Annotated in this window: 23 protein-coding genes and 1 pseudogene; 10 read left to right on the forward strand and 14 right to left on the reverse strand. The window is 70.7% G+C overall.

The annotated features are described in order from the left end of the window. Window positions 1–21 precede the first annotated feature (21 nt). The 4 genes from RR1_RS01180 to menD are packed head-to-tail and all read right to left on the reverse strand — an operon-like array spanning window position 22 to window position 4,099. Window positions 22–735, reverse strand: a complete 714-nt coding sequence (locus RR1_RS01180) for a demethylmenaquinone methyltransferase (RefSeq protein WP_010838190.1) — start codon at window positions 733–735, stop codon at window positions 22–24. A 45-nt stretch (window positions 736–780) separates the two neighbouring features. Continuing rightward, on the reverse strand, window positions 781–1,947 hold the full coding sequence (locus RR1_RS01185; protein WP_010838189.1) for a glycosyltransferase family 4 protein: 1,167 nt from the start codon (window positions 1,945–1,947) through the stop codon (window positions 781–783). Between the two features lie 23 nt (window positions 1,948–1,970). Continuing rightward, complete coding sequence (locus tag RR1_RS01190) at window positions 1,971–2,450, reverse strand: DUF3592 domain-containing protein (protein WP_010838188.1); 480 nt, start codon at window positions 2,448–2,450, stop codon at window positions 1,971–1,973. After that, entirely contained in the window at window positions 2,447–4,099 is a 1,653-nt protein-coding gene (gene menD / locus RR1_RS01195) for a 2-succinyl-5-enolpyruvyl-6-hydroxy-3-cyclohexene-1-carboxylic-acid synthase (RefSeq protein ID WP_010838187.1), read from the reverse strand. Before menD ends, RR1_RS01190 begins: the two co-directional genes overlap by 4 nt. 102 nt (window positions 4,100–4,201) lie before the next feature. Here menD and RR1_RS01200 point away from each other — a divergent pair, with 102 nt between their 5' ends. Then, window positions 4,202–5,023 carry a siderophore-interacting protein gene (locus tag RR1_RS01200; RefSeq protein ID WP_010838186.1) on the forward strand — a complete coding sequence of 274 codons (822 nt, stop codon included), beginning with the start codon at window positions 4,202–4,204 and terminating at the stop codon, window positions 5,021–5,023. Between the two features lie 75 nt (window positions 5,024–5,098). On the opposite strand, the gene RR1_RS01205 is transcribed toward RR1_RS01200, so the two are convergent. Both RR1_RS01205 and RR1_RS01210 read right to left on the reverse strand, forming a co-directional pair. Next, window positions 5,099–5,545, reverse strand: a complete 447-nt coding sequence (locus RR1_RS01205; RefSeq protein ID WP_040773159.1) for a DUF6918 family protein — start codon at window positions 5,543–5,545, stop codon at window positions 5,099–5,101. Between the two features lie 49 nt (window positions 5,546–5,594). Continuing rightward, complete coding sequence (locus tag RR1_RS01210; RefSeq protein ID WP_010838184.1) at window positions 5,595–6,608, reverse strand: o-succinylbenzoate synthase; 1,014 nt, start codon at window positions 6,606–6,608, stop codon at window positions 5,595–5,597. Window positions 6,609–6,679: 71 nt separating this feature from the next. On the opposite strand from RR1_RS01210, the gene RR1_RS01215 reads away from it, so the two are divergent. Both RR1_RS01215 and RR1_RS01220 read left to right on the forward strand, forming a co-directional pair. After that, entirely contained in the window at window positions 6,680–7,597 is a 918-nt protein-coding gene (locus tag RR1_RS01215) for a 1,4-dihydroxy-2-naphthoyl-CoA synthase (protein ID WP_072713593.1), read from the forward strand. A gap of 39 nt (window positions 7,598–7,636) precedes the next feature. Next, window positions 7,637–8,032, forward strand: a complete 396-nt coding sequence (locus tag RR1_RS01220) for a VOC family protein (protein ID WP_010837468.1) — start codon at window positions 7,637–7,639, stop codon at window positions 8,030–8,032. On the opposite strand, the gene RR1_RS01225 is transcribed toward RR1_RS01220, so the two are convergent. The 5 genes and pseudogenes from RR1_RS01225 to RR1_RS01245 all read right to left on the reverse strand — a co-directional run bounded on the left by RR1_RS01225 (window position 8,014) and on the right by RR1_RS01245 (window position 13,546). Next, the gene (locus RR1_RS01225; protein ID WP_010837469.1) at window positions 8,014–8,484 is read right to left on the reverse strand and encodes a hypothetical protein; all 471 of its coding nucleotides are present in this window, start codon (window positions 8,482–8,484) and stop codon (window positions 8,014–8,016) included. The genes RR1_RS01220 and RR1_RS01225 overlap by 19 nt on opposite strands. Then, window positions 8,481–9,200 (reverse strand): ABC transporter ATP-binding protein, encoded by a 720-nt coding sequence (locus RR1_RS01230; protein ID WP_010837470.1) that lies wholly within the window; start codon window positions 9,198–9,200, stop codon window positions 8,481–8,483. Before RR1_RS01230 ends, RR1_RS01225 begins: the two co-directional genes overlap by 4 nt. Further along, window positions 9,197–9,982 (reverse strand): ABC transporter ATP-binding protein, encoded by a 786-nt coding sequence (locus RR1_RS01235; RefSeq protein WP_371836769.1) that lies wholly within the window; start codon window positions 9,980–9,982, stop codon window positions 9,197–9,199. The genes RR1_RS01230 and RR1_RS01235 overlap by 4 nt, the downstream gene beginning before the upstream one ends. Window position 9,983: 1 nt before the next feature. Beyond that, a pseudogene (locus tag RR1_RS01240) lies at window positions 9,984–12,218 on the reverse strand (ABC transporter permease). A 2-nt stretch (window positions 12,219–12,220) separates the two neighbouring features. Continuing rightward, window positions 12,221–13,546, reverse strand: coding sequence for an ABC transporter substrate-binding protein (locus RR1_RS01245; protein WP_081634114.1), 1,326 nt, complete (start codon window positions 13,544–13,546; stop codon window positions 12,221–12,223). A 209-nt stretch (window positions 13,547–13,755) separates the two neighbouring features. Here RR1_RS01245 and menE point away from each other — a divergent pair, with 209 nt between their 5' ends. After that, window positions 13,756–14,895: an o-succinylbenzoate--CoA ligase gene (menE, locus tag RR1_RS01250; RefSeq protein WP_010837476.1), complete on the forward strand. Its 1,140-nt coding sequence runs from the start codon at window positions 13,756–13,758 to the stop codon at window positions 14,893–14,895. 47 nt (window positions 14,896–14,942) lie between these two features. On the opposite strand, the gene RR1_RS01255 is transcribed toward menE, so the two are convergent. Next, window positions 14,943–16,109, reverse strand: coding sequence for a polysaccharide deacetylase family protein (locus RR1_RS01255; protein WP_010837477.1), 1,167 nt, complete (start codon window positions 16,107–16,109; stop codon window positions 14,943–14,945). 199 nt (window positions 16,110–16,308) lie between these two features. Here RR1_RS01255 and RR1_RS22575 point away from each other — a divergent pair, with 199 nt between their 5' ends. The 4 genes from RR1_RS22575 to RR1_RS01275 all read left to right on the forward strand — a co-directional run bounded on the left by RR1_RS22575 (window position 16,309) and on the right by RR1_RS01275 (window position 18,826). Next, a complete protein-coding gene (locus RR1_RS22575; RefSeq protein ID WP_010837478.1) occupies window positions 16,309–16,542 on the forward strand; it encodes a pyridoxamine 5'-phosphate oxidase family protein in 234 nt (77 codons plus the stop codon). Between the two features lie 189 nt (window positions 16,543–16,731). Next, entirely contained in the window at window positions 16,732–17,739 is a 1,008-nt protein-coding gene (locus RR1_RS01265) for a daunorubicin resistance protein DrrA family ABC transporter ATP-binding protein (RefSeq protein ID WP_010837479.1), read from the forward strand. Continuing rightward, complete coding sequence (locus RR1_RS01270) at window positions 17,736–18,560, forward strand: ABC transporter permease (protein ID WP_010837480.1); 825 nt, start codon at window positions 17,736–17,738, stop codon at window positions 18,558–18,560. The genes RR1_RS01265 and RR1_RS01270 overlap by 4 nt, the downstream gene beginning before the upstream one ends. A gap of 32 nt (window positions 18,561–18,592) precedes the next feature. Continuing rightward, the gene (locus RR1_RS01275) at window positions 18,593–18,826 is read left to right on the forward strand and encodes a hypothetical protein (RefSeq protein ID WP_010837481.1); all 234 of its coding nucleotides are present in this window, start codon (window positions 18,593–18,595) and stop codon (window positions 18,824–18,826) included. A 15-nt stretch (window positions 18,827–18,841) separates the two neighbouring features. Here RR1_RS01275 and RR1_RS01280 read toward each other — a convergent pair whose 3' ends face one another. Further along, window positions 18,842–19,504 (reverse strand): Rid family hydrolase, encoded by a 663-nt coding sequence (locus RR1_RS01280; protein ID WP_010837482.1) that lies wholly within the window; start codon window positions 19,502–19,504, stop codon window positions 18,842–18,844. A gap of 50 nt (window positions 19,505–19,554) precedes the next feature. Next, complete coding sequence (locus tag RR1_RS01285) at window positions 19,555–21,135, reverse strand: FAD-dependent oxidoreductase (RefSeq protein ID WP_040772543.1); 1,581 nt, start codon at window positions 21,133–21,135, stop codon at window positions 19,555–19,557. A 249-nt stretch (window positions 21,136–21,384) separates the two neighbouring features. On the opposite strand from RR1_RS01285, the gene RR1_RS21775 reads away from it, so the two are divergent. Both RR1_RS21775 and RR1_RS21780 read left to right on the forward strand, forming a co-directional pair. Further along, window positions 21,385–22,920 (forward strand): APC family permease, encoded by a 1,536-nt coding sequence (locus tag RR1_RS21775; protein ID WP_010837484.1) that lies wholly within the window; start codon window positions 21,385–21,387, stop codon window positions 22,918–22,920. Continuing rightward, window positions 22,917–23,657: an IclR family transcriptional regulator gene (locus tag RR1_RS21780; protein WP_010837485.1), complete on the forward strand. Its 741-nt coding sequence runs from the start codon at window positions 22,917–22,919 to the stop codon at window positions 23,655–23,657. The genes RR1_RS21775 and RR1_RS21780 overlap by 4 nt, the downstream gene beginning before the upstream one ends. Window positions 23,658–23,661 lie beyond the last annotated feature (4 nt).

Genomic DNA, 23,661 nt, shown 5'->3' on the forward strand with positions numbered 1-23,661 from the left:
TCCCGTGTCGTACGGGGCTGGTCAGCCCGCGCGGACGGCGCGGTGCAGCGCCACGATCCCGCCGGTGAGGTTGCGCCACTCGACGTCGCCCCATCCGGCGTCGCGGATCCGCCGCGCGAGGCTCGCCTGGTCGGGCCATTCGCGGATCGACTCCGCGAGATAGACGTATGCGTCCGGATTGCTGCTCACGGCCTCGGCGACGCGCGGGAGCGCCTTCATGAGGTACTCCATGTAGACGGTGCGCAGCGGCCGGATAACGGGAGTCGAGAACTCGCACACGACGAGCCGGCCACCCGGCACGACGACGCGCGCGATCTCGCGGAGCGCCGCATCGGTGTCGGCGACGTTGCGCAACCCGAACGAGATGGTCGCGGCGTCGAAGGACGCGTCCGCGAACGGCAGGTGCATCGCGTCGCCCGCGACCATCGGGACGCGCCGCGCGCGGCCGGCGCTGAGCATGCCGAGCGAGAAGTCCGTCGCGACGCACCACGCGCCCGACCGGGACAGCTCGACCGTCGAGACACCGGTTCCGGCGGCGAGATCGAGGACCTTCTCCCCCGGGCGCGCACCGAGGGCGGCGCGGGTCGCCCTGCGCCAGCCGCGATCCTGCCCGAACGACAGGACGGTGTTGGTGATGTCGTAGCGTGCCGCGACGCCGTCGAACATCGACGCGACCTCGCGGGGCTTCTTCTCGAGCGTCGCGCGCCCGGCCGTGCCGTCGGCTGTCGGTTCCACGCGGGTGACGCTACCAACGCGGCGCGGCGACGGCCCGGGCACACCTCACGCCGCGAGTGCCGACGGCGGATCGGCCGGCGGATGGACCGCGCTCACGACGTCGCCCGCGACGACGGCGCGATAGTGCGCGAGCAGCGCGTCGCCCACGAGCGGCCACGAGCGGCGGCGCACGGACGCGCGGGCCGCGGCCGCGAACCTGCTGCGCACCGCGGGATCGGCGAAGGACGCCACGGCGGCGGGGAGTTCGTGCTCGAACGCGTCGACGCCCAGCAGCAGCCCCGCGCGCCCGGACGCGACGAGATCGCGCGGTCCGCCGGCGTCGGGCGCGATGACGGGGAGCCCGCTCGCGAGCGCTTCCTGCACGCTCTGGCAGAACGTCTCGTGTTCGCCGGTGTGGACGAAGACGTCGAGGCTCGCGAAGGCCGCCGCGAGGGCCGCGCCGCGCAGCTCGCCCGTGAACACCGCTGTCGGGAGGAGCCTGCGGAGCCGTTCGCGCTGCGGCCCGTCACCGACGACGACGAGCCGCACGCGCGGGTCGTGTGCGAGCGGGGCGAGCCGTTCGACGTGCTTCTCGGGCGCGAGCCTGCCCACGTAGCCGACGACGAGCCGGCCGCCGTCGTCGGGCGAGCGCGAGGCCGACCACTGCGCGTGCAGCGCGGCGTCACGGCGCCACGGGGCGAAGCGTTCGGCGTCGACGCCGCGCGGCCACAGGTGCACCCGCTCGACGTTGTGCTCCGCGAGCGAGGCCATCGCGGCCGTGGACGGAGCGAGAGTACGGTGTGCGCGCTCGTGGATGCGACGGGTCCACCACCACGCCGCGCGGCGTGCCGGTGAGAGTCCGTACGCACCCGCGAATCCCGCAACGTCGGTCTGATACACGGCGACCGCGGGAACATCGAGCCGGTTCGCCCACGCGAGCCCCCCGGCCCCGAGCACGAACGGCGATGCGACGTGCACGACATCGGGCTCGAAGGCGCGAACCTCGTCGAATCCCGCGGCGGTCGGTACACCGACCGGAAAGCGGCCGCGGGCGGGCATGCGGACGAGGGGCATGCCCACGACGGGGACGCCGTGGTGCTCTCCCGCGGCGCCGGGGGCGACGACCATGCACTCGTGGCCGCGCCCGGTCAGATGCTCGAGCACGCGTTCCACGGAGTGGGTGACGCCGTTGATCAGCGGCAGGAACGATTCGGTGACGATCGCTACACGCACACCCGCAGTGTTGCCGCCGCGAACTACGTGGGGGTGTCGGCAGTCCGTCCGCGCGGCGAACGGGTGACATCGTTTCGATCACCGCGGTTTCGATCACCGCGCCGGCCGAAGTACCACAGCACGGGTGCGGCGACGAGCCACGTCCCCGCGATGACCGACGCGACCGGAACGATCGCGACCGAGGCGTCGCGGCCGGCGACGCGGACGAGGTCGGGTTCGGAGCGCGCGTACTCGACCTCGATGCGCTGGCCCGTCGTGAGGCGCGTCGGATAGAGGACGCCGAGCTCGGGATTGTGGGTGACCCCGTCGGGGGTCACGAAGCTGACGGCCGAGCGCAGCGATCCTGCCGAGAGGACCTCGGCGGTCGCGACGCCCATGTCCGACTGGATGGTGCGGTCGTTGCGCCACGCGCCGATCACGAGCAGCACGGCGAGAACCGAGATGCCGGCGGCGACCGTGGCCGTCGTGATCCTGATCCGGCGGTACAGCACGGCCCGGTTCACAGTGCCGCCCGTACCGCGGCGTGCAGCTCGCGCAGGCTCGTGCGATCGGTCTTCACCTCGAGCACGCGGATGCCGTCGGCAGGCTCGTCGAGCGCTGCGGCGAGCTCGCTCGTGACGACCGCGCGGTGGGAGATCCGGTACGCGGCGCACAGCGCGGCGAGGTCCATGCCGTGCGGCGTCCCGAAGATCCGGTCGAAGACGCCGGAGTATTGCGGATCGCCCTGTTCGAGCAGTTCGAAGATGCCGCCGCCGTCGTCGTTGGCGACGACGATCGTGAGATCGCGCGGCCGCGGCTCGCCCGAGCCGATGAGCAGACCCGACGCGTCGTGCAGGAAGGTGAGGTCGCCGAGCAGCGCGACGGTCCGCCCACCGGGGTACGCGAGTGCTGCGCCCACCGCCGTGGACACGGTTCCGTCGATGCCCGCGACGCCGCGATTGGACAGCACACGCACGCCCGGCTTCGGGTAGCCGACGAGCGCGGCGTCGCGGACGGGATTGGAGGCGCCGAGGACGAGCTGGTCGCCGCTGCCGAGGACGTCGTGGACGATCGCGGCGACGTGCAGGCCGGTCGGTGCCGCATGGGCCGCGAGGCTCCCCCGCACCGCGTCGTCCGCCCGGCCCGAGACGGCGGCGCAGCGGTCGAGCCAGTGCCGCGACGGCTCGCCCGTCGTCACGGCGCGGGTGCCGGTCGCGCGCACGTTGCCGGAGACGTCGGGCCAGCGCGGTCCGGTCGTGAGGGCGTAGACGTCGACGCGCGGGTCGGCGAGCAACGCGGACACCTGCCGGTGAAGGGTCGGCCGCCCGGTAACGATCGCCTGCCGCGGCGTCAGCTGGGCGAGCGCGAGCGGATGCAGGCTCGTGCCGTGCAGCGGTGCGGTGGGTTCGGCGACGGTCGGCAGTCCTGCGAGTTCGGGACGCGGCGCCGAGCCGTGTCCCGACACGACGACGGTGTCGCGCGTCAGGTCGATCTCGACGGGGACGTCGAGGGTCGCGAGCGTCGTGGTCGTCCACGGCCCGCCGCCGGGGCGGCCCTGCGGGAGCGGCCCGTGGGCGACGGTGTCGGGGACGAGGGGTTCGCGCAGCGGGATGTCGAAGTGGACGGGTCCGGCGTTGCCGGAACGCGTTCCGCGTGCGGCCGCGAGGACGCGGCACACCGCCGAGCGCCACCGGCTGTTCTGTTCGTCCGCGCCCGCGGGTTCGCCCGGTGCCTCTGCGGTGGTGCGCGGTTCCTCGGCGAGGCCGAGCCCGATCGTCGCGCGCACCTGGCTGCCGAACAGCCCGAGTTGCTCGACGGTCTGGTTCGCCCCGGTCCCCAGCATCTCGTAGGGGCGGTTGGCGCTGACGACGACGAGCGGAATCCGCGCGTAGTTCGCTTCGAGGACGGCGGGACCGAGGTTGGCGACGGCTGTCCCCGACGTCATGACGACGGGGACGGGGCGCCCGCTCGCGAGCGCGAGGCCCAGTGCGAGGAAGCCGGCGGTGCGTTCGTCGATCCGCATGTGGATCCGGAGCCTGCCCGCGCGGTCGGCGGCCTCGAGCGCGAACGACAGCGGCGCGTTGCGCGAACCGGGGCACAGTACGACGTCGGTGACCCCGCCTCGCGCGAGTTCGTCGACGACCACTGTTGCCTGCGCGGTGGACGGATTCACCGCTCCAGAGTGTCAGACCCCGGCGGGGCACGCCCGAGCGACCCGCAGTGAGGTTAGGGTTGCCTACGACGATGGTTCGCCGACAGTCGAGAAGAGAGCCCGATGGCCCGCAGCAAGTACGTCAAACCGCAGTCCCGGCAGATCTCCCGCGCCCGCGTCGTGGCGAACGACCGCATCGGCCCGCACTTCGTCCGCGTCACGGTCGCCGGTCCCGAGCTGGCGACGATCGCACCGCTGGGCTACGACCAGTGGTTCCGGATGTTCTTCCCGGCCGAGGGGCAGGACCGGCTCGAGCTGCCGACCGCAACGAGCAATCTCTGGTACGCGCAGTACAAGCTCATGGGCAAGGCGACCCGGCCGCACGTGCGCAACTACACGATCCGCGAGCTCAGAACCGCGGGTACCGGACACTTCGGCAGCGACCCCGAGATCGAGATCGACTTCGCCGATCACGGCGACATCGGCCCCGCGTCGAGCTGGGCGCGCTCTGCCGCGGTCGGCGACGAGATCGCGCTGCTCGACGAGGGACTCGTCTTCAATCCCGTCGAGGGAACGCAGTGGCACCTGCTCGTGGGCGACGAGAGCGCACTGCCCGCGATCGAGGGCATCCTGCGCTCGCTACCGGGTGACGCCGTCGGGCGAGCGTTCGTGGAGATCCCGCACGACGACGACCGCCGCGATCTCCGGGAGCTGCCGAACGTTCCGGTGACGTGGACGGTACGCAGCGGCGGCGAGCCGGTGGGCGCTGCCGTGCAGCGCGCCGTCGAGGCGGCGGACCTGCCGAGCGGCCGGGCCTACACGTTCGTCGCGGGCGAGAGCGGGATGGCGACGGGGGTGCGCCGCCATCTCGTCGGCGACCGTGGCTTCGCGAAGACCGACATCTCGTTCACAGGGTTCTGGCGGGAAGGCAAGGCACAGGGCTGATCGCGGCGGGACGGCAGACACGACTCGGGCGGGACCGCAGTGCGGTCCCGCCCGAGTGGTCTGTCGGCCGGAGTGTCAGCCGGCGTACTTCTGCACGAGCGCGCCGACCCGCGGAAGTGCTTCGGCGACGTGCTTCTTCGCCGAGCCGCGCAGCGACGAGTAGACCTTCTTGACGGCCGCGCGATCGGTGCCCTCGATGCGCGAGTCGGTCACGCCGAGCAGCGAATCCGAGACGGCCTCCTGGTTCGCGACGAGGTAGTCGGCGAACGACGCGCCACCGCTCGCGGCGAACTCCTGCCAGTACGGTTCGAGCTTCTCGACGAACTCGGGCAGCAGACCCTCGATCGCGTCGGGCACGATCGACGGCCCGACCTTCTTCACCGCAGCGTAGCCACCCTTGAGCGCGAGTCCCGAGGCGCCGGACTTGTCGCCGACCTCGGCGTCGATCACGGCGTGGACGTCGGCGACGACCTGCTCGGACTTAGACTCGTCGAGCATCGATTCTTTCAGCGGTGCAACCACTTTCACGGCCTCCGTTGGGGGTTTCTGTACGATCGTGACCCGCCGGAGATTACACACTCGCTCCGCCCTCGCGCTCCGCGAGCACCGAGTGAGTGCGGCGGAGGCGGTCGCGCCACCACCGCTCGCGCGGCGACGGCTCCGTCACCGCCGCGGACGCCAGACGCGCCGGATCCGGCACGACCGTACCAGAGTGGACGATGCCCGACTCGTCCGGAGTGAGCGTCGCGACGTCGTCGTCGAACAGTCCCCCGGTCCCGAGTCCGCACGCGTACGGCAACGACGGAAGTGCGCACGCCGCTGCGACTCCCGCCGACATGCCGACCGCGGTGTCGAGTGCACTCGACACGACCACCGGCACGCCGTGCTCGGCGAGTTCCTCCGCGAGCGCGACGAGGGCGCGCATCCCGCCGAGCGGAGCGACCTTGAGCACGGCCACGTCGGCGGCGCCCGCACGCACGACGCGCATCGGATCGGCGGCCTTGCGGATGCTCTCGTCCGCCGCGATCGGGGTGTCCGGGACGCGCCTGCGCACCTCGGCGAGTTCGGCGACGCTCGCGCACGGCTGTTCGGCGTATTCGAGAGTGCCCGTGCGGGTGAGCGCACGCAGGGCCTCCACCGCCTCGTCGACGCTCCAGCCGCCGTTCGCGTCGATACGCACCTTCTCGACGCGGGCGCGCACCGCCTCGACCCGCGCGACGTCGGCGTCGAGCGTGCCGCCGGGCTCGGCAACCTTGACCTTCGCGGTGCGGGCACCGGGGAACCGCGCCAGGACGGCGTCCACCTCACCGGGATCGACCGCGGGGACGGTCGCGTTGACCTCGACGCCGTCGCGGACCGCGGGGGGTGGCCCGAGCCACGCCGCCTCGAGGCCGGCGCGCAGCCATGCCGCGGCCTCCTCGTCGTCGTACTCCACGAACGGCGCGAACTCGCCCCAGCCCGCGGGCCCGCGCAGCAGCACCGCCTCGCGCGTCGTGATGCCACGAAATCTCACCCGCATCGGCAGCGACACGACTGTCGCCGCTGCGAGCACGTCGTCCAGCGCGGGCAGCGGCATGCGGGTCATACCTGCACGGTAGCGGCACGAGCCGCGGCGACCGTGTACGCGGCCGCGCACGCCGCCTATTGTCTCCAGGTGTGACCTTCGATCCGCAGCTCTGGCGCCCCGTCCCCGGTTTCGAGAACCTCTCCGACATCACGTACCACCGCCATCTCCACTCCGGAATCGTGCGGGTCGCGTTCGATCGGCCCGAGGTACGCAACGCCTTTCGGCCGCACACCGTCGACGAGCTCTATCGCGCGCTCGATCACGCACGCACGAGTTCCGACGTGGGCGCCGTCCTGCTCACGGGCAACGGCCCGAGCCCCAAGGACGGCGGGTGGGCGTTCTGCTCGGGCGGCGATCAGCGGATCCGCGGCCGCAGCGGCTACCGCTACACCGAACGCGACAGCGGGTCGGGTGAACTCGGCGAGACCGCCGACACCGTCGACAAGGCGCGCGCCGGCCGCCTGCACATCCTCGAGGTACAGCGGCTGATCCGCTTCATGCCGAAGGTCGTCATCGCCCTCGTGAACGGCTGGGCCGCGGGCGGCGGGCACAGCCTGCACGTCGTGTGCGACCTCACGCTCGCGAGCCGCGAACACGCGCGCTTCAAGCAGACCGACGCCGACGTCGGAAGCTTCGACGGCGGTTACGGCAGCGCATACCTCGCGAAGATGGTGGGACAGAAGTTCGCGCGCGAGATCTTCTTCCTCGGCGAGACCTACACCGCCGAGCAGATGCACCACATGGGCGCGGTGAACAAGGTCGTCGATCACGCCGACCTCGAGAACGAGGGCATCGCGTGGGGCGAGAAGATCCTGGGCAAGTCGCCGCAGGCGCAGCGCATGCTCAAGTACGCGTTCAACCTCGCCGACGACGGCCTCGTCGGGCAGCAGTTGTTCGCGGGCGAGGCGACGCGGCTGGCGTACATGACCGACGAGGCCGTCGAGGGACGCGACTCGTTCCTCGAGAAGCGTTCGCCGGACTGGTCCGGACATCCCTGGTACTTCTGAGGAACGAGCGACCGGCCCACCCCGACGGAAGGTGAGAACGTGGAGATTCTCGGCAGCCGCACGATCCTGCGTCCCGCCGACTACGAGCGCACCCTCGCGTTCTACCGGGACATCCTCGGGCTCGCGATCTCGCGCGAGTATCCCGGCGGCACCGTCTTCTTCGCGGGGCAGGGGCTGATCGAGGTCGCCGCGCACGGCGGCAGCCCCCAGGGCGAGCGCGGGTCGTTCGACGGCGCGCTGTGGCTCCAGGTGCGCGATCTCACCGCGGCGCAGACCGAACTCGTTCTCACGGGGGTGCCCATCGTGCGCGGCGCCCAGCAGGAGCCGTGGGGGCTGCACGAGATGTGGATCGAGGACCCCGACGGCATTCCGATCGTGCTCGTCGAGGTCCCCGAGGACCATCCGATCCGCCGCGATCAGCGACCCACGCCCTGACCGTCGCTCGCGGCGTCGCGCTCGCCGAGCGCCGCTGCGAGCCGGTCGCCCTGCGCGCGGCTCTCGACCAGCCTGCGCAACGACCACAGCCGGATCGCCTCGGTCGTCGTCGCGGCGACGAACATCGCGGCGCCGACGACGATGAGTGCCACGAATCCCAGTGCGAGCATCTGATAGGACGCGAGGTCGCGCGGATCGGCGAGCGTGAGCGACGCGACGTAGACGACGAACGTCGCGACCGTCCCGACGATCATCGCGATCACGCCCGTGATCCGCGCGCCGCCGCGAGCCCGCCGCGGCGCCGGCGCACCCACGCTCGACGCGACGTCGGCCTCGAACCGGCCGCGCCGTCCCGAGTCGGCGGTCCCGGCGTCCGTGTGTGTGTCGCCGGTGGCGGGTCCGCCGCCGGCGGTGGCAGTGGTGGTGGTACCGGTCGTCTCGGTCGAGCTCATCGGGATCCTCCCTCGGTGGTGAGCTGATAGCTGGCGGAGAGGTCGGTCTCGACCTCGCTCGCGGGACGCACGTCGACGACGCGGCCCTGCTGCACCAGCGCCGCGCGGTCGGCGATGGGCAGGACCGCACGCGCGAACTGTTCCGCGACGAGCACGGTGACCCCCGACTGCGCGAGTGCCGCGACGACCTCGTACATCTCGCCGACGACGCGCGGCGCGAGGCCCATCGAGAGCTCGTCGAGCAGCAGGATCGCCGGGTCGGTCGCGAGCGCGCGGGAGAGGGCGAGCATCTGCTGTTCGCCACCCGACAGCGTTCCCGCGAGCTGGCCCCGCCTGCTGCCGAGCACCGGGAAACGCTCGTAGGCAACGGCTTCGATGTGCGCGAGCGTGCACCCGGATGCGGTCGCGAGCCAGAGATTCTCGCGCACCGTGAGATTCGGGAAGATCCCGCGCCCCTCGGGGATCGTGCACAGGCCCAGCCTCGCCAACGCTGCGGGATCGGCTCCCGTCACGGCGTTGCCCGCGATCCGCACCTCCCCCGCCGTCGCGGGGAGCTGACCGCTGCACACCTTCAGCAGGGTCGTCTTGCCGGCGCCGTTGGGGCCCATGAGCGCCAGGACCTCGCCGCCGTACAGCGTGAGGTCGACTCCGTGGAGCACCTCGACCGGGCCGTATCCGGCTCGCACGCCGACGAGTTCGAGCAGTGGCCGAGTCATCCTGCCTCCCTGGCGGTGTCGGGTACGTCGCCGTCCGTCGCGGCAGTACCCGGGGTGTGATCGGTGCCGATGTACGCCGCGATCACGGCGGGATCGGCGCCCACCTGCTCGGGCGGGCCGCTCGCGATGACCTTGCCGTAGTCGAGGACGTGCACGGTGCTGCACAGGCCCATGACGAGCGGCAGGTCGTGTTCGACGAGGCAGATCGCGAGGCCGCCGGCCGCGAGTTGGCGGAGCAGATCGGCGAACCGTGCCGTCTCCTCCTCGGTCTGGCCCGACGCGGGCTCGTCGAGCAACAGCACGCGCGGCCCGCTCATGAGAGCGCGGGCGACCTCCACGATCCGGGCGCGTCCCGTCGGGACGTCGGCGACGTCGTCGTCCGCGATGTCGGCGAGGCCGGTGAGCTCGAGCATCTCGTCGACGCTCGGGATCCGCCGGCCCGAGCGGCGGCCCGCGATGTCCGCGGCGACGAGCAGGTTCTGGCGCACCGTGAGCGACACGAACAGTTCGAGCCGCTGGAACGTGCGGGCCATCCCGAGCCGCGCCCGGCGATGCGGGGCGAGACGCGTGATGTCGTGCCCCGCGAGGTGCACGGTGCCCGCGGCGGGCCTGCCCGCTCCGGTGACGGTATCGAACAGCGTCGTCTTGCCCGCGCCGTTCGGCCCGATCAGGCCGGTGACCGTCCCGGCACGCACGCTGATCGAGACGTCGTCGAGCGCGACGTGCCCGCCGAACCGCACCGTTACGCCTCGGGTGTCGAGCAGTATTTCCCCGGACTGCAGATCATGAGACAACGGAAGCCCCTTCGTTCGCACTGCGATTGCGTCCACTCGGCTGCGCGTCGATACCCAGCATGCGGTCGAGGTCCTCGGGGCTCGGCACGTCGCGCGACCAGTCGTCGTGCTCGCCGTCCGGAACGCCGTCGTGCCCGCCCGTCACCATGCGGCCGACGACCGGGAGTGCGAACACGGTGACGACGGCGATCGTCGCGAACCACCAGTTGCCGAGAATGCCCGTGAGTGCGGCGACGTAGGCCGCGGCGACGACACCCGCACCGCCGAACAGGACGGCGGGAGTGGCCCGCAGATCGCGGTAGCCCTCGACGACGTCGTGGACGATCCCGGACGGATTGCGGCCCACGCCGATACCGATGAGCGCGGGACTGATCGCGGCGATGTGACCGAGTGTCGTCCACAGCCCCTCGAGTTCGGGCTGGGTGCGGGCGAGATTGCCGAACGACGCCATGATGACGACGAATCCGACGCCGGACATGAGGCCGCCGAACAGCGCGCCGCTCACGTAGCCGATCCCCGCGACGACCGTGAGCATCACGAGCGACAGGCTCACCATGATCGAGAAACTCTCGATCGAGACCGCGCCCATCGCGATGGACATGAAGACGCCACCGAGGCCGGCGATCGCGGCGGAGATCGTGAACACCGAGAGCTTGAGCCACACGAGATTCTGGCCCAGCATCGCGGCGGCCGCGGGACTGTCCTTCATCGCGACGAGCCGGCGTCCGTATCCACTGCGGCGCAACGACACCAGCGCGACCGACAGCGCCGCGAACACGAGCGTCACGACGAGCAGGAAGGTCGTCGGATCACGCAGGTCGATCGCCCCGATCCGGAGCGGCGGCACGGCGAGCGAGCCCTGCGTGAAGAACGAGAACCGGACCCCGAACAGCTCGTGCTCGGTCGTGTCGCGCAGCACCATGTTGCTGAAGAACACACCGAAGGCCATCGTCGCGAGAGCGAGATACAGCCCGCGCAGCCGCAGCGCCGGGAGCGCGACGAGACCGCCGATCAGCCCCGTCACGACGACCGCGACGACGAGACCCCACACCGTGAGCCGCGCGTCGAGTCCGGTCCCGACGATGCCGAAGTGGAACGCGACGATCGACGCGATGGCACCGAACGAGACGGGCGCGAGGTTGAGTTCACCCGCCTATCCGGTGAGCAGCGTGAGCGAGAGCGCGATGACGGCGAAGGCCATACCGATCGTGAGCGTCGTGATCGCCGACTCCACCATGAGCAACCGGATCGCCAGGACCGCGACGACGAGGACGCCTCCCCACGCGACCGCCGACCGCACCGTCGGAACGTGATAGCGCTCGCGGGTGCGGGACACCGCGCCGCGCAGACGATCCTGCGGCAGCACGATGAGGACCACGAAGAGCGCGATCATCGGCAGCGACACCCGGAGGTTGCCGGTCCACGTCCAGTCCGTCGGCATGTACGCGAGGACGTATGCACCTGCGAGACCGAGGATCATCGCACCGACGAACGTCCGGGGAATGCTTCGCAACCTGCCGAACATCGCGGCCGCGAACGCGTCGATGACCAGCAGCGTCAGCAGATTCGCCTCGAGCGTGCCGCCGCTGATCGGCGTCACGAGGATGCCCGCGAGCACCGCGAGCGTCGAGCCCAGCATCCACGACAGCGCCGCGAGCCGGTTCGGGTCGTGACCGCACAGCGTGAGCAGCGACTGGTCGTCGACGAGCCCGCGCATCGCGACGCCGGTGCGGGTGCGCACGAACAGCACCCGCAGCCCGACGGCGATCGCCGCGGCGGCGATCAGGCACGTGATCTCGTGCCAGCGCAACGTGATTCCACCGACCGAGATCGCGGCGCCGTCGAAGAACATCGGCACCGAACGGGCGCGTTCGGGATTCCAGAACCAGTGCGAGAGCGAGAGCATCCCGAGCAGCACCGCGACCGTCACGACGATGCGCGTGACCTCCGCGGTGTCGCGCAGCCCCCGCATGATCACCGAGTGCAGCACCCAGCCCATGAACGGGCCGAGCACACCGATCACGAGCAGTGCCGACAGCACGACGGGCAACTGCCAGCCGTAGGCGAGCTGCCAGAACGCGAACGCCCCGAGCATCGCCTGCGCGCCGTGCGCGAAGTTGAAGATCCCCGACGTGTTGTAGGTGACGACGAGGCCCGACGCCGAGATCGCGTAGACCGAGCCGAGGACGAGCCCGATGAACGTGAAGGTGAGAAAGGTGTCCATGCTCACGCCCTCGGTGTCAGGACGGCCGGACCGAGGAACTTCGTCGCGACGCGGTCCTCACCGAGTTCGGTGCCCCACGTCGAGGCGTCGGTGCGCACGAGATAGCGTTCGTCGCACTCGAATTGCGCGGAGTCGGACGGGTACGCCTGCGAGTAGTCCGCACCGTCCAACTGCACCATGAGCCCGCACGGTGACGGGAGGTTCGCACCCGGATCGGTCACGGCGTGCAGGCCGCCGCCGTCCCACTCGTGGATCGACGACAGCTCGTCGATCATGCACTGGCGGGTCAGGTCCGAGCCGCACGCGTCGGCGGCGGTGGCCCACAACAGGAACGAGGACGTCGCCTGCATGCCGAGCAGTGCCGTCTTGCCGTCCCGCCCCTCGACGAGCTCGACGTACTTCGCCACGGCCGGAACGGAATCGGCATTCTCGAGCGGCTGGAACTGCATGCCGGCCATCAGCCCGTCGATCAGTCCGGTGCCCGCGTTGTACTCGGCGACGGCCTCGCCGTACCAGGTCGCCTCACCGAAGAGGACGGGATCGACCCCGGCCTCGGTGACGGCCTTGAAGAAGTTGAGTTCGTTCGGCGTCGCCGACCGCGACGTCCACAGCCCGCCCGCGCCGCAGTCCTTCACCATCTGTGCGAACGGGACGTAACTGGCCTCACCCTCGTAGTTGAGCGTGACGCCGCAGTCGAGGAGATCGAAACCCGCTGCCTCCGCGACGGACCGGATCTTCTGCAGCGACGAGATGATCGTCGGCATCGTGGACCCGACGAGCGTGAAGCGGTCGGTCAGTTCGGGGTGGACCTCGGCCATCTGGAACCACATCGAACCGTTCGCGACGTCGACGGGGAACGGAACGCCCTGGAACGTCATGGGGCCGTTCGCCGCTTCGGGCGAGACGGTGAAGCCGGGGACCGCTGCGAGATTGCAGGCGATGCGCGTCTGTTCGGACGTCTGGTCGAGGGCGAAGCCGTGCCCGACCATCATGAACTGCGTCGCGCACGCGTCCTGCATGACGGAGTTGGCCTGTGTCATCGCGGCGTCGTAGTCGGTGCCGACGATCTGCCGGCCGCCGATGCCGCCCTGCGCGTTGCACCAGTCGATCATCGCGCTCATCGCGTCGCTCATCTCGCGATTGAGGCCGGGGCTCTTGGTGTAGCCGCGATCGTCGCCGTACCCGATGCGGATCTCGGTGTCCGAGACCCCCTGATCGGTGGCGCCGCTCGCGTCTCCGGGGCCGCAGGGCGACGCGAGCGTCCCGAAGCTCTCGTCGCTCGTCGCTGCCGCGGGTTCGGCGCCGCCCATCGCGTAACCGCCGGGCATCGGACCGCGTTCGGCCGTGCAGCCCGCGAGCACGAGTGCGGCGCTCAGCACGATCGCGGGTGTCCATCTGGGTCGTCTCACGGGTGCTCCTTCGGCTGGACGAGTACGCGAAAGGTAGGAGCCGGGCAGTGCCGCTCATGTCCGATTTCCCGGTCACCGAGACCGGAAGATGATCTACGTCACATCGGGCGGCGTGCCAGGGTGGTGGCATGTCCGTGCTCGAGTCGTTCCCCGTTCCCGCCGGCGACGCGGTGCGATCGCTGCTCCCGGTGCTCGCGCGCGCCCTCGACGGCGAGGGCCCCGCGCTGCTCCCCGTCCCCGCGGGCGACGAGCGCGAGATCGCCCGGCTGCACGTCGCTCTCGCGCCGGGCGAGCCGATCGACGACGACGTCGCGCTCGTCGTCGCGACGTCGGGAACCACGGGAACACCCAAGGGCGCGATGCTCTCCGCGCGAGCGCTGCGCGCGAGCGGCGACGCGACGCACGAGCGACTCGGCGGCGCCGGATCGTGGCTGCTCACTCTGCCCGCGCACCACATCGCCGGAATGCAGGTGCTGCTGCGCAGCGTGCTCGCCGCCACCGAACCCGTCGTCGTCGACGTGTCCCGCGGGTTCGATCCCGCCGCGCTCCCGGCGGCGGTCGCCGCGATGGCGGGGCCGCGCCGCTACACCTCGCTCGTGCCGACGCAGCTCGTCAAGGCGATGACGGACCCGGCGGCCGTCGCGGCGCTCGCGGAACTCGACGCCGTTCTGCTCGGCGGAGCCGCGACGCCCGCGCCGCTGCTCGCGCGCGCACGCGACGCAGGCATTCGCGTCGTCCGTACGTACGGCATGAGCGAGACGTGCGGCGGCTGCGTGTACGACGGCGTCCCCCTCGGGGGCGTGCTGGTGCGGATCGAGGGTGGGCGCGTCGTCCTGGGCGGGGCGACCGTCGCGTCGGGGTACCGGAGTCTGCCGGAGCACCCGGCGTTCGCGGAGCCCGGCTGGTTCCGCACCGACGACGCCGGCGAACTCGACGACGGCGTGCTGCGGGTGACGGGGCGGCTCGACGAGGCGATCACGACGGGCGGGCTGACGGTCGTTCCGCAGGTCGTCGAGGCGGCGATCGCCCACCATCCGCTCGTCGCCGAGTGCGCCGTCGTCGGCCTGCCGGACGAGCGGCTGGGCGAGCGGGTCGTCGTGTTCGTCGTCCCGGCCGGGGGCGAGGCGCCGACCCTCGACTCGATCCGCGACGTCGTCAGCCGCGAGCTGGGCGCCCACGCCGCACCCCGCGAGGTGCGGGTGACGGCTGCCCTCCCGATGCGCGGCCCCGGCAAGATCGACCGGAAGGCGCTCCGCGCTCGTGAGTGATCTTCCGGCGTCTGGACCGGAAACTCACGCACGAGCGGCTCCGCCGCCTAATCGGGTGCGTGGGCAGCGGCGGCCGGCATCGCTCGCCACCGGTCGAGGACGGCCGGGTCCTGCAGGTCCATCCACGCCGCGACGTCCGCGTGTGTGGCACAGACGGTTTCGGCCCTACCGCACACGTCGGCCATGAAGTCGGCGGTCGCGGGATTGAACGCGTTGCCGTTCCAGTCGTTGAAGTGGTTCGCGACGACGATCGGTGCGCGGTTGCCGTCGAACGCCTCCCGGTACATGTGCCGGTAGGTGTCGGCCACCATCTGCCGGGCCCGCGGCGCCGTCTCGGGCTGATCCTTCCCGCCGTTGAACGTGACCCAGAAGTTGTAGTCGAGCGCCGTCTGCCGCTTGCCGAACGCCGGCGAGTACACGTACGGGATTCCGAATTCCCAGATCCCGTCGATCTTCTCGGGCCACACGAGGCCCGGCTCGGGTGCGGGCATCGAGGAGTCCCACGTCATCCCGTGCGCATGGAGGGCCGGAAACAGCTGCGGCGGACTGCCTTCGAGGCACTGCGTCCGACCACCCGTGACGGCCTCGGGACCGAAGGCGAGGTCGATCGCGCCGGGCAGGCCGTTGATCTCCTTCCACGTCGTCATGAGCCGGAAGAACTCGTCGAGTTCGTGGTTCCAGTCGGCGGTCGTCCACTGGTTGCCGCTGTATCCGCTTCCGTCGCAGAAGTGCCCGACGTAGTGCGTGCCCATCTCGTGTCCCGCAAACCATGTGCGGTTGAGCTGCTCGACCTGACTCAGCACGGCTTCGCGGCTGCCGCCGAAGGCGATCGCGGATTCGCCCGGGGCGCGTCGCGGCCCCTGATAGGCCTTCCGGTTCTCGTCGGCGACGAAGTACAGGCCCGTCATGAGTGCAGTGAACCGTGCGTCCACCGCGTCGGCGACCTCGAGGAACCGGTCCCAGTTCGGGGTGAGGCCCACGCCATCGAAGGAGAAGAGGACGAACTGCGGCGGTGTCTCGTCCGGTCCGAGCCTGCGGAACTCGACGTTCGATGCGCGGCGCTCGGGCTCCACCGGCACGACGGCTTCGAGGGTCTCGACGATGTGGGCGGGCGTCGGTTCCGCGCCGGATTCCGACAGTGCGCAACCCGACAGGACGAGCGCGCACACTCCCACGAGAGCGCCGGCCACCGACCATCTCCGTGCACCGCGCATACACCCGCCCCCTCGCTCACCGACCACACGGATCACTCCGGACGAATCGGACTGTACGGTGCGCGAATGCCGCGACCGGGGAAGGTCGCGGGGCGTGTCGTGAGGAGCGATGAGCTCGTGCGCTCGGCGAGGTCCGTCCGTGCATGGACACCAGGAATGACGACGCCGAACCCCAACGGCTCACCTCACGTGACGGGGGGTGGGGGCACTCCGGGCCGACGGTACGTTCTGGTTCGAGACGGGGCGTGGCACCCGTAAGGGTCGGAACATCGACCACGACCCCCGCGTCGCGCTGAGCGTCGCTGTCCGCGAGTTCGACGTCACGCTCGAGGGCGTCGCGCAGCGCATCACCGACCCCACCGTCGCCGCGATGGCGACGCTCTGGGCAGAAGGAGGCCGCCTGCGCGTCCCGACGAGTCCGGCACGGCGCTGACCGCCGAGTTCAGCGCACAGTCGGCGGGACGTCCGCCGTGGTCGGTCTACCGCATCGAGCCGCGCAGCGCCGTCGCCCTCGAGTGCGTCGACCCGTTCGGCGCCACCCGCTTCACGTTCCGAGGCGGCTGCGCCCTCACGACAGCGCGACGACAGCGCGACGACAGCGACGACGAGCACCGTGACATCCATGACGTCCTCGCTCACGACATCCCGATCCCGCAGCCACGACACCGCCACCCCCGCCATCGAGGCCGAGAACCTCGTCAAGCTGTTCGGACGCCAGCGCGCCGTCGACGGCGTCAGCCTCTCCGTCCCGGTCGGCACCGTCTACGGCGTCCTCGGCCCCAACGGCGCCGGCAAGACGACGACGGTCCGCATGCTCGCGACGCTCCTGCGGCCCGACGGCGGTAGCGCACGCATCTTCGGGCACGACGTCGTCCGCTCCCCCACCGCGGTGCGGTCGCTCGTGGGTGTCACCGGCCAGTACGCGTCGGTCGATCAGGACCTCACGGCGACCGAGAACCTCATGATCTTCTCGCGCCTGCTCGGGCTGAGCACCGCGGCGGCGCGGCGCAGATCCCGCGACCTGCTCGAGGAGTTCGCCCTCACCGACGCCGCCGACAAGGCGCTGAAGAACTTCTCGGGCGGCATGCGCCGGCGCCTCGATCTCGCGGCGAGCCTCATCGCGACGCCACCGCTGCTGTTCCTCGACGAACCGACGACGGGCCTCGATCCGCGCACCCGCGCCCAGATGTGGGACACGATTCGCCGCCTCGTCGCCGACGGCACGACGGTGCTCCTCACGACGCAGTACCTCGACGAGGCCGATCAGCTCGCCGACCGGATCGCGGTGATCGACCGCGGCCGCGTCGTCGCCGACGGGACCGCCGACGATCTCAAGCGCTCGGTCGGCACCTCGACGCTGCGGCTCGTGCTGGTCGATCGCGCCGACGTCGACCGCGCGCGGACGCTGATCGCGGCGTCGCTGCGGGCCGACGTCGCGACGACCCCCGAGGCCGGTGCGCTCACGGCGCCGCTCACCGACCCGTCGGTCACGCCCGATCTGCTCGTCCGGCTGCGCGACGAGAACATCGTCGTCGACGAGATCGCCGTGCAGAAACCGAGTCTCGACGAGGTCTTCCTCAGCATCACCGGACACGACACCGACACCGACACCGAACGGACGAGCGCATGACGACGACACTCGAACGCACCGACCCCGCGGCCGCGACCCCGGTCGCGACCGAACGGATCGGCCTCGCGCAGACCGTCCGCAACACCCTCACGATGGCCCGCCGCGGCCTCCTGAAGATCAAGCACAATCCCGAGCAGCTGTTCGACGTCACCTTCCAGCCGATCATCTTCACGCTGATGTTCACGTACATCTTCGGCGGCGCGATCTCGGGTGACGTCGCGAGCTACCTCCCGATCATCATTCCGGGAATCCTCGTACAGACGGTGATCACGACGTCGATCGTCACCGGCACCCAGCTGCGCGAGGACATGGACAAGGGCGTCTTCGACCGGTTCAGATCCCTCCCCATCGCGCGGATCGCACCGCTGTCGGGCGCCCTGACGGCGGACGTCGTGCGGTATCTCATCGCGACGACGCTCACCGTCGTCGTCGGTCTGGTGATGGGCTGGCGGCCCGGTGGCGGTGTCGCGGGCGTCGTCGCGGCGGGCCTGCTGGTGATGGTGTGTGCGTTCGCGATCAGCTGGATCTTCGCGCTGATGGGGGTCCTGATGAGCAAAGCGTCTGCCGTGCAGGGCGTCTCGATGCTGGTCCTGTTCCCGCTGACGTTCATGTCGAACGCGTTCGTCCCGGCCGAGACGATGCCGGGCTGGATGCAGGCGTTCGTGAACGTCAATCCCGTCTCCCACCTCGTGACGGCGGTCCGCGAGCTCGCGAACAACGGACATGCGGGGGTCGACGTGGTGTGGGCGCTCGTCGGCGCCGCGGTGATCGTCGCGGTGGTCGCCCCGATCACCGTCCGCGCCTATATGCGCCGGGCCTGACGCCGGTCGGCCCGGCCCACTAGGCTCGCGTCATGGCGAAGAACTCCGAACGGTCGACACTCGTCAAGTCCGTCCTCGCGCTGCTCGCGATCGTGCAGTTGGCCCTCGCGTTCACGGCGTGGCGTGATCTGCGCTCGCGGCCCGCCGAGCAGATCAAGGGCAGCAAGACGATGTGGGCGTGGATCATCGGGATCAACTTCGTCGGCCCGCTCGCGTACCTCCGCTACGGACGGCGTCCCGGCCGGGACGCCGTCCGTAGCGCGTAGTGCCGGTCAGCGCCCTCACCCCATCGGCGGCTCGCTGCCCTCGGGATAGACGGCGTCCACCTCGACCTCGACGAGCCATCCCGGGACGGGCAGACTCGCGACCTCGAGCGCGAATCGGCTGGGCCTGGCCTCGTTCCGTTCGAGCGGAGCGGCGGGCTCACCGGTGCCCATCGGAACGAGTTCCGTCTCACCGCTGTCGAGATTCGTGTTGGCGAAGAACTGCCGGTACGCGCGGTTCCAGCCCGCGTAGTCGGCGCGGTCGGCTCCCGGCGGAGCGTCGAGGAACACTCGCATCGAGACGACGTCGCCGAGCGTGAGTCCCTGCGATTCGAGGTTGTCGCGGATCTGCCGGAGCGCCCCGATTCCCTGTGCCTCGGTGACGGTCACTCCCTCGGGAAGCTCTCCGCCCGACAGGATCTCGGTGTCGATGTAGGCCTCGGGCGTGCCCGATTCGGCCGCCGAGTTCCCCGATGCCGGGCCGAGCCCCGACGACTTGTAGAAGTACGCGTTCGGGCCGATCGTGACGCCCTCGGCGATCATGGGATTCGGCTCTCCGACCTCGAGAACCGACTTCGCCGTGGCCGCAGGCGAATCCGCCTCGGCGTCGGACGAGCACGCAGCGGTCGCGAGGACGGCCGTGCCTGCGAGCGCCGCAGCGGCGGCCTTGACTGTGCGCATACGAACGTGATTCACGGGACTCTCTCCTGATCGATGGGGGTCGGGACGCGTCACGCCGATGCGGCGACGCGCTCGTGCAGCGCCGTCACGACGTCGCGCGCCGAGGTGAACGCGCCGTGCTGCCACGCGATCGCATTGGACAGGTGATCGCCGGCGAAGTAGATGCGGTCGACGGGGTCGAGCAGCAACTCGTACTCGGGTATCGCCTCGCCGCCGTGACCGGCGGCGCCCTTCCACGACGCCCATGCGGACTCGGAGTACTTGGTACGACGCCAGCTGCCGGAGAACGACGACGCGATGTCCCGGGTGTACTTCTCGCCGTGGATCTCCGAACCCTCGGCGAGGGCCTTCGCGAGACGCTGCTTGTGCGTGAGCGATTCGAACGCACGCTGCGAGCCACCGCTGCTGTAGTAGGCGACGACGACGCCGCGATCGCCGCCGAAGTGGTCGTACGGGAACATGATCTGCGAGATGTCGCGGTTGGTGTGCGACGCACCGCCGAAGATGCGCTCGTCCTCCTCCCACCATCGCCGCGAGTACTCGATACCGAGCTTGCCCGACGAACTCGGCCGCGCGGCGCCCAGCGCCGCGATCACCTCGCCCGGAAGGTTGTGCGCCAGCCGGGGGACGAGGTTCGGCGGGATCGTGCAGATGCAGTAGTCGGCGGTGACCGAACGCTGCTCGCCGCCTCGGACGTACTCGACCGTGACACCGTCGGGCACGTTCTTCATCGACCGGACCTCGGCGCCGTACTCGATCACGTCGCCGCCGAGTTCGTCGGCGAACGCGTGATAGATGCGGTCCATGCCGCCGACCGGGGTGAACATGAGCATGGCTTGGTCGTAACCGAACTCGAAGGAGACGTTGCGGCCGATGCCGCCGCGGATGACGTCGTGCATCGAGTACGGCGTCGTGTCGCCGCCGAAGTTCAGGCCGGCTCCCGGCTCGCTCTCGTACCCGCGCCGCGAGGACCCGACGTACCGGCCGTCGCTGGACAGGTCACCGAAGTCGACCAGGAACTCCGAGAGCGCGTCCTTGTCGTCCTGCGTCAGCACGTCGTCCAGCGCGCCGCGATCGGTGGCCTTCTTGAGCAACTCCGAGATGTAGCCGTAGGTGTCGGCTTTCGCGGCGCGATAGGTGATGGACGTATCGGCGAGCGGCTGGTCGCCGCGATAGTTGACGACGGTGTTGGCGTTCTGGTTGCCGAACGCCTGGATCTCGACACCGAGTTCGCGGCAGTAGTCGAGTGTGATGTGCCCCTGCGGGATTCGGGTCGCACCGAGGTTGTAGTAGTGCCCGTCGGAGAACGTGCACGTCTGCGTCTCGCCGTTGAGGTCGGTCTCCTCCGTCCCGCCGCGTACCGACCACACTCGCCCACCCGGCCGCGATCTCGCTTCGAGCAGTGTCACGGTGTAGCCGGCCTTGCGCAGCTCGTATGCCGCGCACAGTCCGGCGGGGCCACCGCCGAGGATCACGACGGAGTGATCGCCCTGCGCGGCGCCGAGAAGATCGCTCCGGCGCGGCGGGCGGAAGGTGCGGCCACCCGTGTCGGCGGCGGCCGGCGCGAGACCCAGGGTCGACATCGCGCCGTACGCGATGCCGGCGCCTCCGGTGATCCCGAGCCCCCTCATGAACGATCTGCGTGTGACTTCCACGTCCGTCTCCATCCTTCCCTCGGCCCTTCCCCGGGCGACGGCCCCGATCCCGGAGCGGCGTCTGCGAAGAAATGATGGAGGGACGGTGCTGCGGGGATTTTGCACGCGAGCAACGAGTCGCGACGCGGCGAGCGAGAACCGGCGAGGTGACGTTCTCGGTCGCGGTACCCCGGGCGCAGCATCGACGTAACACCGAAGCAATGTTGCGGGATTACGTTGCCGCGCATGTCCGCTCTCTCCGACGCCATCGCGCGCTCGTTCTCGGTGCGCGAGCCGGACTCGGCGCCGTCACCGCTGAGCGCGCTCGGCCGGCGTCGGCTCTCGGGTGCGGAGGTGTTCGCTCAATCGGTCGCGACGACGGCCCCCGCGGCATCGATGGTGATCGTCCCGGTCACGCTCATCGCCCACGGCATGCTGCTGAGCGGACTCGTCGTCATCGTCCTCGCGACGATCCTGATCTCGTCGGTGGCACTGTGCGTCTCGCAGTTCACGCGCCGCATGATCGCGGCCGGTGGTCTCTACAGCTTCGTCGCACAGGGACTCGGCAGACGCAGCGCCCTCACGAGCGCGCTCGCGATGCTCGCGAAGTACCTCGCGAGCGCGTCGATGACGCTGTACCACGGCGGATACGCGGTCGTGACGCTGCTCGGCGCGGTCGGAATCGACGCGAGCGGGACGCTCGCACGCGTGTGCATCTACGGAACCATCGCGATCGCGTTGCTGTCGCTGCTCGTCCGGGGCGTCAAGGTGGCCGCGATCGCGATTCTCGTCGTCGAAGCGTGCTCGCTCGTGTTCATCGTCGTGCTCATGGTCTTCGCGGGCAGTTCCGGTCAGCCGCCGCAGGTCTCGCCCGCCGACACCCCCAGCATGCTCGCGATCGTCCTCGTCGTCATCTTCTCGCTCGCGGGCTTCGAGAGCGCGACCTTCGTGGGACCCGAGGCCCGGCGTCCCTACACGAGCGTCACCCGCACGGTGCTGTGGACGCCCGTCGTGTGCGGCGCGCTGTTCGTGTTCGCCGCGTGGGCCACGTGGTCGGGCCGCAGCGGAACCGTCGTCAACGCGTACCTGCACGGGACGTCGACGGGGGTCGACGGGGCGGTGGTCGTGACGCTGCAGGCGGCGCTCACCTTCTCGTGGCTCGCATCGGCGACGGCATCGGCGAACGCCGCCTCGCGCCTGCTCTACACGCTGGGCCTCGAACGCACGCTCCCGCACGCCTTCTCGCGCGTGCATCTCGCGTTCCGGACGCCGGCCACCGCACTGGCCGCATTCGTCACGGTGATCGCTGCGGCGGCGATCACGACGACGGTCGTCGGCAGGACCGTCGTCTTCGCGCAGTTGCAGCCGGTCACGCGTGCCGCCGTGATCGCGTCGTACGTCCTCGTGGCAGTCGCGTCGGTGGCCTTCGTACGCCGCATCCGCGAGCAGACGCCGGCCGTCATGGGTGCCTGCGGAGCCGGGACCACCGCGGGCGTGGGCGTCGTCGCCGCGATGCTGTGGACGAACCTCCAGACGCACACGTGGAACGTTCCGGTCGTCATCGTCGGGCTCGGGATGTCGGGGTGCGTCTGGTATCTCGTACTCCGGCGGCGGGCACCGCGGAGCCTGCTGCGGATCGGAGTGTTCGACCGGCCCGGTTCCGACGACGTGCTCCCCGGCGCGGGCCGCTACGACACCGACGCCGTCGGCGACCTCGTGCTCTCGGCCGAGCCCGGTACGGCCGGTGGGTCCGGGACGACGGGTGGGCGGGGCGGCCCGTGACGGGCCGGGACGTGACCGGGCACGAGCCGAGGGCGGTGCAGAAGGCCCTGCTCCTGCTCGAGGCCGTGGCCGAGATCGGCTCCGGGGCGACGGCGAAACAGATCGCCGCGCACACGCGTATCCCGCCCGCGACGGCGTACCGACTGCTCAACCTTCTCGTCGCGGACGGCTATCTCGTGCGCATCGCGGACCTCTCCGGCTTCGCGCTCGGACTGCGGACCCGCCAACTCGCCGGCGCCGCGGAGGACGTCGATCCCCGCGCGAACAACTCCGCGGTCCTGGGCGAGCTCCGCAGCCGTGTCCGCTACGGCATCTTCCTCGCGACGTTCGAGAACGACCGCGTGCAGTTCACCGACCGCGATCCCGATCACGAGCTCGCGGGCGAGACCGCGATCGGGCAGTATCCGCACGCGTCGGCGCTCGGCAAACTCCTGCTCGCGGGACGGCCCCACCTCGCGGTCGCCGACCTGCGCCGCGTCACGACGCACACCACCGTCGACGCACCGGCCCTACGCCGCGAACTCGACGCCGTGCGCGAGCACGGCGTCGCGTACGAGGTGGACGAGACGCGGCCCGGCCGCAGCGCCGTCGCCGTCGCCGTGTACGACGACGGGCCGCTCATCGCAGGCGGGCTCGCCGCGATCGGCCGCACCGGCCATCTCCCCGTCGCCGACGCGGCCCTCGTCGAGTTGCTGCGCGAGTACGCCCGGCGCGTCACCGTCCGCGTCGCGGCGTGATGCG

Source organism: Rhodococcus rhodnii NBRC 100604 (assembly GCF_001894925.1).
GTDB lineage: Bacteria > Actinomycetota > Actinomycetes > Mycobacteriales > Mycobacteriaceae > Rhodococcus_F > Rhodococcus_F rhodnii.

Bases quoted from the DNA above. Each gene is read 5' to 3' on its own strand.
- RR1_RS01270 (WP_010837480.1), top strand. From the start codon at position 17,736: ATGACGACGACACTCGAACGCACCGACCCCGCGGCCGCGACCCCGGTC.
- RR1_RS01255 (WP_010837477.1), bottom strand. From the start codon at position 16,109: ATGCGCGGTGCACGGAGATGGTCGGTGGCCGGCGCTCTCGTGGGAGTG.
- RR1_RS01245 (WP_081634114.1), bottom strand. From the start codon at position 13,546: ATGCCCGGCGGTTACGCGATGGGCGGCGCCGAACCCGCGGCAGCGACG.
- RR1_RS01285 (WP_040772543.1), bottom strand. From the start codon at position 21,135: ATGAGGGGGCTCGGGATCACCGGAGGCGCCGGCATCGCGTACGGCGCG.
- RR1_RS21775 (WP_010837484.1), top strand. From the start codon at position 21,385: ATGTCCGCTCTCTCCGACGCCATCGCGCGCTCGTTCTCGGTGCGCGAG.
- RR1_RS01265 (WP_010837479.1), top strand. From the start codon at position 16,732: ATGACGTCCTCGCTCACGACATCCCGATCCCGCAGCCACGACACCGCC.
- RR1_RS01210 (WP_010838184.1), bottom strand. From the start codon at position 6,608: ATGACCCGCATGCCGCTGCCCGCGCTGGACGACGTGCTCGCAGCGGCG.
- RR1_RS01230 (WP_010837470.1), bottom strand. From the start codon at position 9,200: ATGACTCGGCCACTGCTCGAACTCGTCGGCGTGCGAGCCGGATACGGC.
- menE (WP_010837476.1), top strand. From the start codon at position 13,756: ATGTCCGTGCTCGAGTCGTTCCCCGTTCCCGCCGGCGACGCGGTGCGA.
- RR1_RS01280 (WP_010837482.1), bottom strand. From the start codon at position 19,504: ATGCGCACAGTCAAGGCCGCCGCTGCGGCGCTCGCAGGCACGGCCGTC.
- RR1_RS01275 (WP_010837481.1), top strand. From the start codon at position 18,593: ATGGCGAAGAACTCCGAACGGTCGACACTCGTCAAGTCCGTCCTCGCG.
- RR1_RS01225 (WP_010837469.1), bottom strand. From the start codon at position 8,484: ATGAGCTCGACCGAGACGACCGGTACCACCACCACTGCCACCGCCGGC.
- RR1_RS01200 (WP_010838186.1), top strand. From the start codon at position 4,202: ATGGCCCGCAGCAAGTACGTCAAACCGCAGTCCCGGCAGATCTCCCGC.